Origin of the sequence: Romboutsia sp. Marseille-P6047, assembly GCF_900604535.1 — a bacterium.
Lineage (GTDB): Bacteria > Bacillota > Clostridia > Peptostreptococcales > Peptostreptococcaceae > Romboutsia_E.
The window spans coordinates 14,826-29,474 of the sequence record NZ_UWOT01000019.1; the positions used below are offsets into that span (position 1 = coordinate 14,826).

General features: G+C 29.6%; 15 protein-coding genes. 2 read left to right on the forward strand and 13 right to left on the reverse strand.

Translation table 11 applies throughout. The features are described 5' to 3' along the window. Window positions 1–7: 7 nt before the first annotated feature. Both EIH23_RS14750 and EIH23_RS14755 read right to left on the reverse strand, forming a co-directional pair. On the reverse strand, window positions 8–2,359 hold the full coding sequence (locus EIH23_RS14750; protein ID WP_122641185.1) for a hydratase: 2,352 nt from the start codon (window positions 2,357–2,359) through the stop codon (window positions 8–10). 35 nt (window positions 2,360–2,394) lie between these two features. Continuing rightward, a complete protein-coding gene (locus EIH23_RS14755) occupies window positions 2,395–3,657 on the reverse strand; it encodes an SLC13 family permease (RefSeq protein WP_122641186.1) in 1,263 nt (420 codons plus the stop codon). Window positions 3,658–3,983: 326 nt separating this feature from the next. Here EIH23_RS14755 and EIH23_RS14760 point away from each other — a divergent pair, with 326 nt between their 5' ends. Together EIH23_RS14760 and EIH23_RS14765 are read left to right on the forward strand one after the other, a co-directional pair. Beyond that, window positions 3,984–4,901 carry a LysR family transcriptional regulator gene (locus tag EIH23_RS14760; protein WP_122641187.1) on the forward strand — a complete coding sequence of 306 codons (918 nt, stop codon included), beginning with the start codon at window positions 3,984–3,986 and terminating at the stop codon, window positions 4,899–4,901. Window positions 4,902–5,018: 117 nt separating this feature from the next. Beyond that, window positions 5,019–5,702 (forward strand): GntR family transcriptional regulator, encoded by a 684-nt coding sequence (locus tag EIH23_RS14765; protein WP_122641188.1) that lies wholly within the window; start codon window positions 5,019–5,021, stop codon window positions 5,700–5,702. Between the two features lie 16 nt (window positions 5,703–5,718). On the opposite strand, the gene citG is transcribed toward EIH23_RS14765, so the two are convergent. The 11 genes from citG to EIH23_RS14820 all read right to left on the reverse strand — a co-directional run bounded on the left by citG (window position 5,719) and on the right by EIH23_RS14820 (window position 14,606). After that, a complete protein-coding gene (citG, locus tag EIH23_RS14770; RefSeq protein ID WP_122641189.1) occupies window positions 5,719–7,080 on the reverse strand; it encodes a triphosphoribosyl-dephospho-CoA synthase CitG in 1,362 nt (453 codons plus the stop codon). A gap of 22 nt (window positions 7,081–7,102) precedes the next feature. Next, complete coding sequence (citC, locus tag EIH23_RS14775) at window positions 7,103–8,119, reverse strand: [citrate (pro-3S)-lyase] ligase (RefSeq protein WP_122641190.1); 1,017 nt, start codon at window positions 8,117–8,119, stop codon at window positions 7,103–7,105. A 21-nt stretch (window positions 8,120–8,140) separates the two neighbouring features. Next, a complete protein-coding gene (locus tag EIH23_RS14780) occupies window positions 8,141–8,347 on the reverse strand; it encodes a hypothetical protein (protein WP_122641191.1) in 207 nt (68 codons plus the stop codon). A gap of 103 nt (window positions 8,348–8,450) precedes the next feature. Then, window positions 8,451–9,803, reverse strand: a complete 1,353-nt coding sequence (gene citS / locus EIH23_RS14785; RefSeq protein WP_122641192.1) for a citrate/sodium symporter CitS — start codon at window positions 9,801–9,803, stop codon at window positions 8,451–8,453. 128 nt (window positions 9,804–9,931) lie between these two features. Beyond that, window positions 9,932–11,479: a citrate lyase subunit alpha gene (gene citF / locus EIH23_RS14790; RefSeq protein WP_122641193.1), complete on the reverse strand. Its 1,548-nt coding sequence runs from the start codon at window positions 11,477–11,479 to the stop codon at window positions 9,932–9,934. Between the two features lies 1 nt (window position 11,480). After that, window positions 11,481–12,383, reverse strand: coding sequence for an aldolase/citrate lyase family protein (locus EIH23_RS14795; RefSeq protein WP_122639766.1), 903 nt, complete (start codon window positions 12,381–12,383; stop codon window positions 11,481–11,483). 12 nt (window positions 12,384–12,395) lie between these two features. Beyond that, window positions 12,396–12,680, reverse strand: a complete 285-nt coding sequence (gene citD / locus EIH23_RS14800) for a citrate lyase acyl carrier protein (protein WP_122641194.1) — start codon at window positions 12,678–12,680, stop codon at window positions 12,396–12,398. A gap of 317 nt (window positions 12,681–12,997) precedes the next feature. Then, window positions 12,998–13,192: a hypothetical protein gene (locus EIH23_RS14805; protein WP_122641195.1), complete on the reverse strand. Its 195-nt coding sequence runs from the start codon at window positions 13,190–13,192 to the stop codon at window positions 12,998–13,000. Between the two features lie 17 nt (window positions 13,193–13,209). Next, window positions 13,210–13,626, reverse strand: coding sequence for a DUF1284 domain-containing protein (locus tag EIH23_RS14810; protein WP_122641196.1), 417 nt, complete (start codon window positions 13,624–13,626; stop codon window positions 13,210–13,212). Between the two features lie 4 nt (window positions 13,627–13,630). After that, a complete protein-coding gene (locus EIH23_RS14815; RefSeq protein ID WP_122641197.1) occupies window positions 13,631–14,161 on the reverse strand; it encodes a biotin transporter BioY in 531 nt (176 codons plus the stop codon). Window positions 14,162–14,330: 169 nt separating this feature from the next. Then, on the reverse strand, window positions 14,331–14,606 hold the full coding sequence (locus EIH23_RS14820; protein ID WP_207734750.1) for a hypothetical protein: 276 nt from the start codon (window positions 14,604–14,606) through the stop codon (window positions 14,331–14,333). Window positions 14,607–14,649: the final 43 nt, after the last annotated feature.

The following is a 14,649-nucleotide window of genomic DNA, read 5'->3' on the forward strand; positions in this document are numbered from 1 at the left end:
TTTTTTATTAGTTATTAACTAAAACTTTTTCTTCTGTTTTTTTCTTATTTACATTTGCATAGAAGTTTATTAAACTACCGTCTAATATAACTTGAGCTTCTTCTTCAGTTACATCATTTAACTTAAGTTCTATTTCTTTTTCTTTATTAGTACCGATAACTTTAGCTATGATAGTTTTTTCTCCATTTACAACTTTGCTTCTCATCTTGGGAATATATATATAATCATTTCTATCTAATTCATTTATTACACTTTGGTCTGCAGTGAACGGTATTATACCCCAGTTAACTAAGTTAGAACGATATCTCTTTGTCGCATATTCTACAGTTATATTAGCAAGACCACCTAAAACTCTTTGACTAGATGCTGCTTGCTCTCTTGCAGATCCATCTCCTGGCTTAACAGCATATACTACACTACCAAATCCAGTATTATTTAAAAACTCTTCAACTGAAGAATTTGGATTTATAGTTTCTACTAAATCTTTTAATTCCTCTGAGACTTCACTTACATTACCTCTTACAAAATCTCTTCTTTCTTCTTCTAAAGCTTGTATTGATTTTGCTGCTGGTACATATTCTGGATCACGTCTTGAAAGTGTATAATCTGACATTTTCTTTGGATTAGATCTGTATGTAGCAGCATCTCCTGATGGTATTAATTCATCAGTTGTTGTAACAGGGTCTCCTATAACTGATGCAACTTTTAATAATACATCTTCTTCTAAAGATATCATTTCTGGCCATTCAGTTATGTTTGGACCTAACTTTAATTCTTCATTTTCATTTCCTTTTTCAAATCCATCATAAACTCTTCTGTATGGTGATTTATCAAAGCTATAAGTATTTGCAGTTTCATCATATTCTAAATCTGTTGCTGCTGTTAATATACCTCCATTTAATGAAGTTGCTGCTATTGAACGAGCATCCATAAGAGCTACAGATGTTAATTGTCCATCTCCTGGCTTTGATCCTTCTCTATTTGGGAAGTTTCTAGTTGTATGTCTTATTGATAAAGAACCATGTGCTGGTACATCTCCTGCTCCGAAACAAGGTCCACAGAATGCAGTCTTTATTAAAACACCTGCTTTTGTAAGTTCACTAGCACTACCATCTTCTATCATTTTAGAGTATATTGGAGTACTTGCTGGATATATACTTAAAGTATAGTAATCATTAGTTAATTCTTTTCCCGATAATATATTAGCTGCAGCTTGTATATTTTCATACATACCACCTGAACATCCTGCTATTTCAGCTTGATCAACTTTTAATTTACCATCTACTATTTTACTTCTTAAATCTAATTTTAAGTTTGGATTACTTATTTGCTTTTGAGCTTCTATTTCTGTTTTTTCTAATATTTCTTCTAAGTTTTCATTTAACTCTTTTATTGTGTATGCATTACTTGGATGGAAAGGTAAAGCTATCATACATTCGACTTTGCTTAAATCAACTTTAACTAATCCATCGTACATAGCTACTTTACCAGGCTTTAATTCTTTATAAGCTTTTGGTCTATTGTGTACTTCAAAATATTCTTTTACCTTTTCATCTGTACACCATATAGAAGTTAAACAAGTTGTTTCTGTAGTCATAACATCTATACCATTTCTAAAATCAATAGAAAGATTTTCTATTCCTGGTCCTACGAATTCCATAACTTTATTTTTTACAAATCCATTTTCGAATACTTCTCTTATTATAGCTAATGCTATATCTTGAGGCCCTATACCTCTTCTTATATTTCCTTCTAAATAAACAGCTATTACTTCAGGTTTTTCCATGTCGTAAGTGTTTTCAAGAAGTTGTTTAACTATCTCTCCTCCACCTTCTCCTACACCCATAGTTCCTAAAGCACCGTATCTTGTATGACTATCTGTTCCAAGTATCATATGACCACAGTTTGCATACATTTCTCTCATATATTGATGTATTACTGCTTGATGAGCTGGAACAAATATTCCACCATACTTTTTAGCTGCAGTTAGCCCAAATAAATGGTCATCATCATTTAATGTTCCACCTACTGCACATAATGAATTGTGACAGTTTGTAAGTATATATGGTACTGGGAATTTCTTAAGTCCGCTTGCTTTTGCTGTTTGTATAACACCTACATATGTAAGGTCATGTGATGTAAGTGAGTCAAACTTTAATTTTAAATTTTTCTTATCTTCTGAAACATTGTGTGATTCAAATATAGATGCTGCTATTGTATTCTCTTGTGCATTATCTATTGATTCTATATTTTCTTGACCTAGTTCATTTAATTTATTATTTAATGCTTCTAAAGTAGCATCTTCTACTATAACTTCATTATTGTAAAGTAAAACTTTACCTTGTTTTAAAGTAACCATAATGTATCCCTCCAAAAATCTTTTATATTTATGTACTATGCGATTATTCCATATACTCCTATATACGAAAGAAGCATATTAAATACTACACATCCTACAGCTATCATTAATAATTGTCCAAATAATTTATTTTGTTCTTCTTCTCCTGCACCACTAGCTGACATGTATGCTGCAAGTATTAATCCTCCACCTGTTGATGCTGGTGAAAATGCTGCTGCAAACGAAGAAGAAATTATTATACTTGTAAGTTCTACGAATCCAAATGCACCACCGAATGAATCTATTATTGATGGTACAGTAGGTATAAGTGTTGGCATAACCACACCTGTTGTAGAACTAAAGAATGATAATAATCCACTTGTTCCTGCAAGTATTGGTCTTGCTGTTTTTTCACCCATTATCGATAGTAATCCGCTTGATAATAATTCAATACCACCAACTGTATCTACTATATTCATAAGAACACCAACTCCACATATTAATATAAGTGTCCCCCATGGTACAGTCGATAAGGCTTTCTTTTGTTCAGCAACTTTGAGTATCATTAGTATTGAAGCTATAAAGAATGATGCTAGTCCCACATTTTGACCAAAGCCAGCAACCATTATTACCATAACTGCCATACCTACTAATGTTATTTTTTGTTTACCATCAAATTTTTCTAAATCATCTTTTCTTAAATGATTTTCTGGTTTCATCTTATCTAGTCTATAACAAACACAGAATACTATACCTAATATAACTCCCCATAACATCACATTTAACATTAGTGGTATTTCAAATCCAAATACTTCTACTTTCGCACCTAACTCAGTAGCTATTATTCCTGCTGGTGTTAGAGGTGTTATTGCAAATGCATTAGATGCTAATTTTGCTAGTAATGCATATAATATTGGATTTTGCTTCATTCCAACTGCTATTGTTACTGCAACAACTGTCATAAGAGATCCTATAGGTATATTTCCTGGACCTATTGCTGAAAGTGTACCTGAAACTAAGAAAATTATTAGTGGTACTAAATAAGATTTTGTACCTACCATTGCTACTGCTTTATTAGCAAGTAACTCTAGTGTACCGTTTACCTGAGCTATACTAAATAAGAATGTAACTCCTACAAGAGTTGCGAATAATTGTGCATCAAACCCTGCTAATATTTCTTTTGATGTTAATCCACATATAGTACCTAATATTAATGAGAATCCTATAGATAGAACACCTATATTTACCTTTTTCCAAAATCCAAAAGCTACAACTATAACTAATGTTACTAGTGCTAAAATAGCTAAATTATTACTCATATTTTTCCTCCCTATTTTCGATTTTAAAATTTCCTGATTTTAGATTTTTAATTTTTAGAGACTATATTAAATAAGTTTATTGTTACATGATTTAATTTCGGCTAAGACCAAAATTTTAGCTAGATATAACAAATGCAAGTGCTGAAGTTACAGTTATTAATACCACCAACATTTCATTTAATATAGTCTTTTAAATATTATATATCATCGAAGAAATCGCTTGTCGTTTCCTCTTTTTTATTGTATTATATTGTTAATTAATAGTCCAATACATAATTACCATGCTTTTTATGCATTAAAGCTATAGTTTTAAAAGGAGGATTAAAGTGTTTGAATTTAAAGAATTAGAATATGTTATATCCGTTGCTAAGCATCAAAATATAACAAAGGCAGCTGAGGAATTATATATCTCACAACCTTCACTTAGTAAGTATATAAAAAAACTCGAAATGGTACTTGGCGTTAGTTTATTCAGTAAAGTAGGTAATCGTTTTATACTTACTTACGCTGGAGAAATGTATTTAAGAAATGCACAAAATATATTACTGATTAAGAATAAAATAACTGCTGAAATAGATGATATTCGTAAAATAAATAAAGGCAGATTTAACCTTTCCATTCCATCTACAAGGGGTTCTTACTTAATTCCTGAAACACTGCCTAAATTCAAAGAAATGTATCCAAATGTTGAAATAAATTTATTTGAAAATTCATCTTCTGAAGCTGAAAAACTATTACTTAATGGAGAGGCAGATATCGCAATATTTAACCATCATACTGAACACCCAGATCTTGAGTATAAAGTTATAGGTGTAGAAGAACTAATACTTGCAGTATCTCCTGATAATCCATTAGCTAATATGGGAGAAAAAAAATTAAATTGTAAGTATGATTGGATTGATATAAAACTATTTAAAAACGAAAATTTTATACTTAACTTTCCATATCAACGTACTGGTAAAATGGCAGAAAAAATTTTTAAATCTGCAAACTTTGAACCTAACGCTGTATTGAGAACAAGAAGTATGGAGTGTGCCGTAAGACTTACGCTATCTAATTATGGTGTTTGCTTTGTTTCTGATAATTATCTAAAGTATATGAACTTATTAACTAAACCTAAGTACTTCTCAATAGGATACCCAACTACTACTTTTAAATTAGTTGTTGCTTATAGAAAAGGTTCATACCTCCCACGTTATATAAAAGATTATATTGACATAGTCAAGGATTTTGTTAATTTTTAAATTATTTTGTCGAAAACTATTGGTATTTTCGAATTTTTAGTGTAAAATCTATTGTATACATTTGTTTTAAATTGTATACAATAGATTTTTTAAAAAGGGAAGGACGATAAAATAAAAATGAAAAATTGGATGGATGAGTTTGTCACTAATACTGATTTATCTCAAAATAGGCCTCTAAGAGAAGTTGTTTACGAAAGTCTAAGGAAAACTCTAATAGAATGTAACATACCATTAGGAGAACGTTTTGTAGAAAAGGAATATTCTGAAAGATTAAATATAAGTAGAACTCCTGTTAGAGAAGCACTTAAACAACTTGAAAAAGAGGGTTTAGTCGAATATGTTCATAGGGCTGGGGTAGTAGTTAATAGAATTACTAAAGATGATGTTATTGAAATTTATAAGATAAGACAATCCCTTGAGCTATTAATTGTAACTAATGCTATGGAAAATATTACACAAAGTGAAATTGATGAGATCAACGCCCTTCTTGATCATACAGAAAATATAAATAATGAAGGAAATATAGAAGAAGTAATCAATTTATTCGGTAAATTTAACTCTCTTATTTATAAAGCTAGTAAGATGAAACGTCTTCCTGGTATTATTTCTAATTTAAATAGCTATCTACAAAGGTTTAGAAATATATCTATAGAAGATGATTTAAGAAGAGAAAAAGCATTATCTGAACATAGACTTATACTAAATTCAATAATTTCAAAAAATAAGGACTTAGCAGAATCAGTAATAACAAAGCATCTAAACGATTCTTTAGATATTGTTATAGCTGAGTTTGATAAATAAATAAAAGAGCTAGCATTTAGTTGCTAGCTCTTTTTATAGTAATCAAAAATATAGTTACAGCAAGTAAGTCTGCACATCCACCTGGACTTATATTTTTATTTATATATTCATTTTCTAATTCTAAAATTCTTATTTTCCCATTACTAGTATACACACCACCTATTTTTAAAAGTTCTTTTGCATCATTTTGAACTTGTTTTAAGGTATTTATATCATGCCTATATACTATAGTGCTATCCTCTACTATAGCTAATAATTCTATTAATATTTGTGTATATAAATCATTCTCAGATAAATCAGAATCATAATACTTATCTATTATATTATTAAATAAAACAGATAGTCCATCTTTTACTTGTCCTCGTACACCTGTAAATCCATATTTTATATATAGCTTTTCTCCATGAGTTAATTCAGACTTATTTTCTATATCTTTAAAATCATCTAAAATATCATTAACCATTGATTTTATAATACTTTGTATATCTTCAAATTTTCTATTATTATATGTTCCCTTTGCAAGAGATGCTATAGTTATACCCATTAAAAATATCATTCCTTTATGAGTATTTATATTATTAGTTGCTTCAAACATTTTATGTTCACATAGTATACCAATTTCTCTAATAGCATCAAATATGTATTTAGGCTCATGATATGAGTATCCTATGTTATACATCTCTTTAAAAAATGGTGCTATAGCAAATGCACTATCTAAAAAAGTATAATAGTTCATGTCTTCATGAGCCCCTTGACTTATTGGTGATACTAAACCAAATGAAGGAAATGTAGAAACTTCACTTATCATGGCTTTTACAGCTATTTGAGATATTCTATAAGCTAAAGTTTCTCTTTTTTTTTGATAGTCCTTATATTTTAAATATACTTCTTCAAAATATTTTTTGATTTCCTCTATATTATGACTTTGAGCTCTAGAGCAAATTTTAGCATCTTTATCACATATAAAACATTTTCTAGGCTGTTTGTATAAATCTGATCTAGATATGCCTATGACATTATCATTTTTCATAGTATATACATCTATATCTACACATCTACCTAGTATATGCTTTTCTTCAATATCTATCATTAACTTTTTAATACTAACAAAATCTGCATCAAATATAAAATGACAAACTAATCCTTCTTTATTTTTATATCTATCATTATAAACTATATACTTTTTATAGTAAGTTAAAATTTCATTATAAATTATACTAACAATATCATCAGTTATATAGTTTGATTTTTCAATTCCAGGATAATTAATTCTAAGAGTTACCAGTGTTTTATCTTTATAATTTTTAAATAAGTTTTCTTGATTCTTAACTCTTTTTTCTCTATCAAATAAAAATTCTTCAATTAAGTCTATATTCATAATTAATTTGGTAAAACTTAAGTTATAACTTACTTATTACCAATTCACCTTCCTCACTAAGTAAAAAGTCAAATGTTGTTTTAGGAACTAATTCTTTAACTTGATCAAACTTTACATCTTTTAGTAATTTTCTAACTCTAGATGCACTAATTGCATCATTCTCTATTTCTTTTCTTTTTATTAATTCAACTTGTACATTATATTTAGGAAGAACTTCTTGTATAGTTTCATTGTACATATTAGTAACTTCACAATGAGGCTCACTTCCCACAAATCTTTTCTTTATATTAAACTTTGGAACAAAGTATTTTCCAAATATATTACAATCTAATTTTGTATATTCTTTTAATGCATCATCATTTTTCTTTAAAAAGTAATTAGGGAAAGTTGCTGATGATATTATATACTCCCCTGCTGGTACAACCGTTACATTTTCTAAATCTTTAGTTCCTTCTTTGATTAACTTGAATCTTGATTTAAATGGAAAAACAGATTTATCTTCTTCTACTACAAATATTATTACATTTTCATTACTTTTACATGCACTTTCTATTATGTATCTATGCCCTAGTGTAAATGGATTACAGTTCATAACTAATGCTGCATATTCTTTACTATCATCTATTTTATATTCTTTTTTTAATTTATCTAAACTTGCATTTATATTTTTATTTCCACTTTCTAATAAGCTTACTTTATCAGTCGTAAATATGTTTTTATATCCTAAACCTTCAAATAAGAATTGATTCTCAGGCTTTGTAAATATAAAACTATGGTATCTACCTTCTAAAAATAACTTTTCAGTAACTTTTGATATAAGGTTATTCGATAAACCTAATCCTTGGTAGTTTTCACTTATCGCAAAACATTTCAATATATTTTCTTTCTTAGAACATGTAGCTATTATATCATCATTTTCTCTAATTACCACTGTGTAATCAACGTCTTCATATTTAAGGCTGAATTTTTCTAAAAATTTTCTTACTTCATTAGTTTCATAGTTTGATTTTAAATTTATACTTTCTACATTATAATACATGCTCTTGTGCACCAACCTTTTCTATACTCCAAATATTCTATTAATTAATACAAATGCTAGTAGCCCTATTATCATTACAACATATATCATTATATTATCTTTTTTACTTGCTGCAACATATTTTTTCTTTTTTGTAAACTCTCTAGCTTCTTTAAACATTCCTTCTTCTCTAGCTTCTCTTAGAAGTTCCTTGTTACTTTTTTTAGGTTCTTTATTTTTTTTGCTCATAATTTCACCTCTGTATCTAATATTTAAAATTACGATAAAAAGGTATTGCAAAATACAATACCTTTTATCTTATCAAAGTTCTATACTCATTTAATATTTCTTATTAGCAGAATATACCAAATACTACAGAAGCTATTATTAACATTAATCCTCCACCTAAACGAGAAGATATTTGTGCAAATGATATAAGTTCCATTCTCTTAGCTGCTCCAAGAACTGCTAAGTCTCCTGAACCACCTCTGTTAGCCATACATAATCCAGCTGTTATTGCAGTTTCTATTGGGTAGAATCCTACAATCCATCCAACAAGACCTGAACCTAATATTGCTCCTAAAACTATAAATGCAGCTATTACAACGTTACCTATTGTGAATGCAGCTATTAACTCACCTAAGTCAGTAAGAGCTATACCTACACCACACATTATAACTAATAAGAATTGCTTAGTGAAGAATCCTTGTAACTTGTTAGCCCCAACTCTTAATTCAGCTGGTATTACACCTATAACGTTTGCTACAGCAACTAATACAACCATCCAAGCAAATCTATGTATATCTATTTTTAAAGTAGATCCAAATAATGTAAATTCTGGTATTTGAACAACTTTAGATAATATATTACCTGCAACATAGAATGCACAAGCTAATATTAATCCACAAGCTATTTCTCTTTGAGTTACTTTTACTTCTTCAGTATCTTCTAATTTAGATAAATCTTCAGCATTTCTTATTAACTCACCGTTACCAGTTAAAGCTTTTCCGAATTTTAACTCACCGATTTTATTTAATACACCAGCAGATATTATAGCTATTATGTTAGCTATTGTTAATATTGATAATCCAAATGATAACCATTGAGCTGGGTCATTTCCAGTAGCGTTTGCATATATATCAGCCATTGGTATTGCACCTGCACCAGTACCACCACCCATTATAGGTAATACGTATCTAGTTGCAACGTCTGCTGGAGAAACACCAAATATAATTCCACCAACTATACCTAAAAGTATTGCACCAACTATACCTGCAAGTATTGCTGGTAAGTATCCTGCGAAAGCTTTTAATAATAATTTTCTATTAACAGATAATATTGAACCAGTTATAAGTACTGCTATAAATAAATCTAAGAAATCAGTTGTGTCCATGAATATCTTTACTGTTTCTATTGTTGCTTCTGGTATTATACCTATATAAACTAAATATGCTGAACCTAAGAATGCAAGTATTGAACCACCACCTATATAAGTGTTCCATACAGGTATTCTATCCCCTATCCATCCTAATGCTATACCTAAAGTATAAAGTATTGCGAATGCTCCTATTGTGTTACTTGGTAAATAATCACCAAACATAGCTACTAAAGCTATACCTGCTACTGCAGCGTAAATGTGCCAAGACATACCAAATATCTTGAAAGATTCTTTTTTCTTTGTTTGAGACATGCTTACTGTTGCCATCCTCTTAATCCTCCGATAATATATATATTTAATTTTTCGACTATGTTAAGTTTTATAATGACTAGCTTTCATTAAAAATAAACTTAACATAGTCATAATTTATAAATTAATATTATTTTTCAATAATATTATTTAACTTTTCTTATAGTGTCTATGATGCTTCCATCTCTGTATTCAACTACAGCAACTACTTCATCTGTAAACTCTATTTCTTTTGGTGTTCCAACTAATCTTGTAGCCATAGCTCTTAATTCTTCCATAGTTATTAATGGAAGGTTAGCAGCTTTGAACTTTTCTAATAAGTCTTTTCTACCTGGGTTAACAGTTACTCCGTAATCTGTAACAACTACGTCTACTGTACTTCCTGGAGTTACAACAGTTGTAACCTTATCTATTATTGTAGATAATCTACCTCTTGTTAGTGGTGCAACAAGTATAGACATTTTAGCCATTGCAGCTGTATCACTGTGTCCACCTGACGCTGCTCTTATAACTCCATCAGAACCAGATATTACGTTAACATTGAAATCTGTATCTATTTCAAGAGCTGATAATATAACAAAGTCTAATTTGTTAACAGCTGCCGATTTATTTCCTATAGAAGCGTAGAAGTCAGCACTTACTTCAACGTGTTTTTCATTTCTTCCTACTGATTCAGCTGCAGTTAAGTCGAAACTTTGTGTATCAAATAACTGATCAACTAAACCTTCTTCTAATAACTCTACCATTGGTGCTGTTATACCACCTAATGCATAGCTTAACTTTATATCTCTTTTCTTTATTTCTTCTTTAACGAATCTAGTAACAGCAAGTGATGCTCCACCAGAACCAGTTTGCATTGAGAATCCATCTACGAATAATCCAGAAGCTTTCATAACATCTACAACTCTCTTAGCTTGTAATAACTCTTTAGGGTTATTTGTAAATCTAGTAGCTCCAGACATTATTCCTGAAGAATCTCCAACTTCATCAACTACTGCAACATAGTCAACTTGAGTTTGAGGTATACTTTGTGGGAAATTTGGATAAGGAACTAATGTATCAGTTACAACTACAACTTTTTCAGCATATTGTGCATCAACCTTAGCATATCCCATAGCACCACATATAGATTTTCCTTTAACACCGTTAGCGTTCCCCATGCAGTCGGCTGAAGATGCAGCTAAAAATGCTACGTCTATTTTAACATCTCCTGAAGATATGGCTCTTGCTCTACCTCCATGAGAACGTATAACAGCTGGATATTCAAGTATTCCTTCAGAAACAGCTTGAGCTAATTTTCCTCTAAGTCCTGAAGTTTCTATTCTATTTACGACACCGTTTTCAATGTGAGCAACAAGACCATTATGAGCACTTGTTAATGAAGAAGCAGCTATTCTTAAGTTTTTAACTCCCATTTCTGCTAATATATCAACAACTTGCATTAATAACTTATCCCCAGCTCTAAAATGGTGGTGGAAAGATATTGTCATTCCATCTTTTATTTCACATTTTTCTATAGCTTCTCTTAAAGAAGAAACTAATTTTGTTCTTCTTACGTGCTCCTTTAAGTTGTCACTGTCAACATTACCTAATTTATCAGCACTTAAACTACTAAATGGTGCAACGTAAGCTTTTCTATTTTCATAACCTTTTATGTTTTTTAACATTTCGTCGTTTACTCTTTTAGTTTGCATATTAATTTTCACCTCCAACTAATACACCTGCAGCTTCAGCAAGTTGTAACACTCTTTGAGCTCTTTCTATTATTGGTTTATCTACCATCTTACCATCAACTGTAAATACCCCTAAGTTATTCTTTAAAGCTTCAGCTGTAGCATCAACTATTTTTTGAGCCTTAGCTATTTCTTTTTCACTTGGAGTGTAAACATCATGTATAAGTTCAACTTGTCTTGGATGTATAAGTGACTTACCACCGAATCCCATTCTCTTTATAAGGTTAGCCTCTTTTAAGAATCCTTCATCGTTATTAACGTCAGCATAAACTGTATCTAATACTTCAAGTCCGCAAGCACGACCTGCCATAGCTATCATTCCTCTAGCTACGAATAATTCGTCACCTTCTGGAGTTCTTGTAGTTTTCATACTTGTTACAAAGTCTTCTCCACTTAATGCCATACCTATTAATCTCTTAGTTGGAGATTTAGCTATATTAAAGCAGTTCATTACTCCTAGAGCAGTTTCTATAGCAACCATTATTTTAGTGCTACCAACTTCCATTCCACATGCTTTTTCTATTTTTTCTATTTCAGCATCTACTGCCATAACATCTTCTACAGATTCAGTCATAGGTATTCTTACAACTTCAACACCAGCACTTACTACAGCAGCTAAGTCTTCTTGCCAGAACTCTGTAGCAAGTCCATTTATACGAACTACAGTTTCTATTCCTAATTCTTTATAGTATTCTCCAAGTTTTTTTAACATGTTATGTACTAAAAATCTTGCAGAATCTTTTTCTGTTATTGCAATAGCATCTTCTAAGTCAAACATTACTGAGTCTGGCTTATATATATGAACATCTCTTATTATTCCAGGATTATTTCCAGGAACAAATAGCATCGAACGTCTTAATTTCATTTTTGCCCCTCCTTACATCCACTTGTAATCGCTAGACTTTGCTGAACGATATACTGCAGTTTGTACTCTACTTTTTATTACAGGATCTATAGCCCCTTTGTCATTTGCAAATACTTTTGCATTTTCTACATTAAGTTCTTTAAGAGTTTCTTTGATAACGTTTTCAATTTGTTCTCCGAACTGAGCTTTAACTGTACTTTCAAGTTCTATAACAATACCATTTTCATTTGGTTCTAGTATTATTTGTATATCACTTGATTCTAAAGTACCAGCGCTAGCAACTATTGTTAATTCCATAGCAAGTATTCCTCCAATCAATTTTTACGACTTTTTTGGTATACAATATTTTTTTTCTGTATCCCAATCGACAAATTAATTATATAGGCTTTTTTTTCTTTATTCAATAATATTTATTCACTTTTTTTAACAAGCATTTTAAAAACCTCATAAAACGTTTAAATTCCAACATTTCACAAATTGTTTTTTTAGTGTTTTTTTAATATAATTATACTTTAATAAAAATAAAGTGCTATAAAAATACAGTTTATTGAGTATTACGCAAACTTTGTATTTTATAACACTTTATTTTAAGATAATTTAATTTTTAATTTTATCTAATCTAAATGTTTCAAGTAAACTAGATATTCCTCTATTAAACCGTCATTGTCAATTACAATTTTATATTCATTGTAATGAGCATTATGAGGTTTTATATACTTGCATTCAATTACACAATCGTTATCTTCTAGTTCTAAAAATTCTATATCTTTTAAAAATTTTCTACCTATTAATTCCTTTACCCTATTCATAATATCCCCTCATTTTACTACAATATATATTTTTTGCAGTTCGTTACATGGTACCATTCACAGCTCCTACATATGTCATCAAATATCACTTCATTAATATTATTATATACTAAGTTTTCTATATATTTATAGTTGTATACACCTTCTTTAATATTAAAGTATTTAATCATTTTACAATCTATTAGATTTACTTTTTCTTGAGAGTTACATATATTATCATCTAATTTATTTGGACAACTTTCACAAATACTATCTGTAGAGTAGACTATTTCAACTTTATTTACTTCGTTCTCTAGATTATAAGACTTCAAAAACTCATTATATACTTTAAGATTTCTTATAATACTTTCTATTTTAATAGAAAATTCTTTGCTATATCTACTACCTGTATATGCTCTCATACAAAGTATATGGTGCGGTCTTATTTTTAACATTATTTTACACCAACCTTATTCTTTTACTTACAGTTACACCTATACTTATAGCTAAAATTATTTTTATTAAATCTACAAATACAAACGGCGCTACGCAGTATAGTATACTTTGATATATACTAACTTTTGTAATTATAGAAAACATAACTGTACCTACTGCATAATCCATAACCAGCCCTAATGTCATAGCTACAAAAACATATAATTTTGATGAATATCTTTCTGATACAAATCCAACTATAAATGCCATAATCGGACAACCTAGTAAAAATCCGCCTGTAGGTCCTAGTAATATACCAATACCCCCACTCATTTGGGCAAATACAGGCATTCCTACTGCACCTAGTAATAAGTATATAACCATAGATAAAAATCCTCTTTTAGATCCTAATATCATTCCAGCAAGTGCAACTGAAAATATTAACATAGTTAATGGTACTGTTGTAAATGGAAGTGGGATAGCTATTTGCGCTAATATAGCAGTTAAAGCTGCAAATAGTCCACTTAATACTATATCTGTTGTTTTTAATCTCATTAATTACTTCTCCTTTTAGTTAACCACATCATATTTATAAGTTTACCTTTATTATAATTATATCTTAATTTTACGTCAACTTAATTTTTAATATTTTATATAAATAAACAAAGCGGCTGATAAAATAAATTTAAAGTGAAATTATTTTATCAACCGCTTTTATATTTAATTAATCAATTATAAATCGGATTTTATCTCCATTGCTTCTTTCTAGATATGCTATTTCTCCAACAACATTGTATTCAAAAGCATCAAGCATTATTTTTAGTAGTTTTTGACTATCAATAATATCATCCTGATTTTTGAAGAAGTCAATTGCATTATTTGCAACTAATCTTTTCACAAAACTTATTGGTAGCTTTAAAAAAATATTATCACCTGTATTTGCAGATATTTTTATTTTTAAAAATCGCTCATCATATCTCACTCCACTAAGTTTATTCACTAAATTTCATCCTCCTATAATAATATATATAGTTAAATAAGTT